The sequence below is a fragment of the Streptomyces viridochromogenes genome, from assembly GCF_001270495.1.
Lineage (GTDB): Bacteria > Actinomycetota > Actinomycetes > Streptomycetales > Streptomycetaceae > Streptomyces > Streptomyces viridochromogenes_A.
The window spans coordinates 1-356 of record NZ_LGUR01000124.1 but is presented as its reverse complement, the minus strand read 5'-3'; the positions used below and the strand labels follow the sequence as shown (position 1 = coordinate 356).

Annotated in this window: 2 pseudogenes; one reads left to right on the top strand and one right to left on the bottom strand. The window is 70.2% G+C overall.

Going from position 1 to position 356, the window contains the following annotated elements:
• Window positions 1-4: 4 nt before the first annotated feature.
• Window positions 5-199: pseudogene (locus tag ADK36_RS50150) on the bottom strand (DNA-3-methyladenine glycosylase); the annotation flags it as partial.
• On the opposite strand from ADK36_RS50150, the pseudogene ADK36_RS50145 reads away from it, so the two are divergent.
• A pseudogene (locus ADK36_RS50145) lies at window positions 165-278 on the top strand (tryptophan--tRNA ligase); the annotation flags it as partial. The pseudogenes ADK36_RS50150 and ADK36_RS50145 sit on opposite strands and share 35 nt — an antisense overlap.
• Between the last annotated feature and the right edge of the window lie 78 nt (window positions 279-356).

Genomic DNA, 356 nt, shown 5'->3' with positions numbered 1-356 from the left:
CGGTTCATTTTGAGCGGCGCTGGGGGAGATGGGCCAGGTAGGGGGTGACCGTGGGGTGGTGGGGGATCCCGTGGCGCGCGGGGTGGAGGTCGCCGTTGCCTCCGTCCCCTGCCACTCCGGTGCGGGGACCGTTCCGTACCTGGTCGGAGGGGACCGGGGTGCCGGTGAGAATCCTCAGCGGGGTCAAGCCGACGGGGCATCTGACGCTGGGGAACTACCTGGGCGCCATGCGGCGGTGGGCTGCCGTCGACCAGCACCAGTCCGACGGCGCGTCCTGCCAATGGGGACGTCACGGTGGTCATGGGAAGCCTCCCAGGGGTGGAGATCGATATGGGCCGTCAGCCTGTGCGACGGCA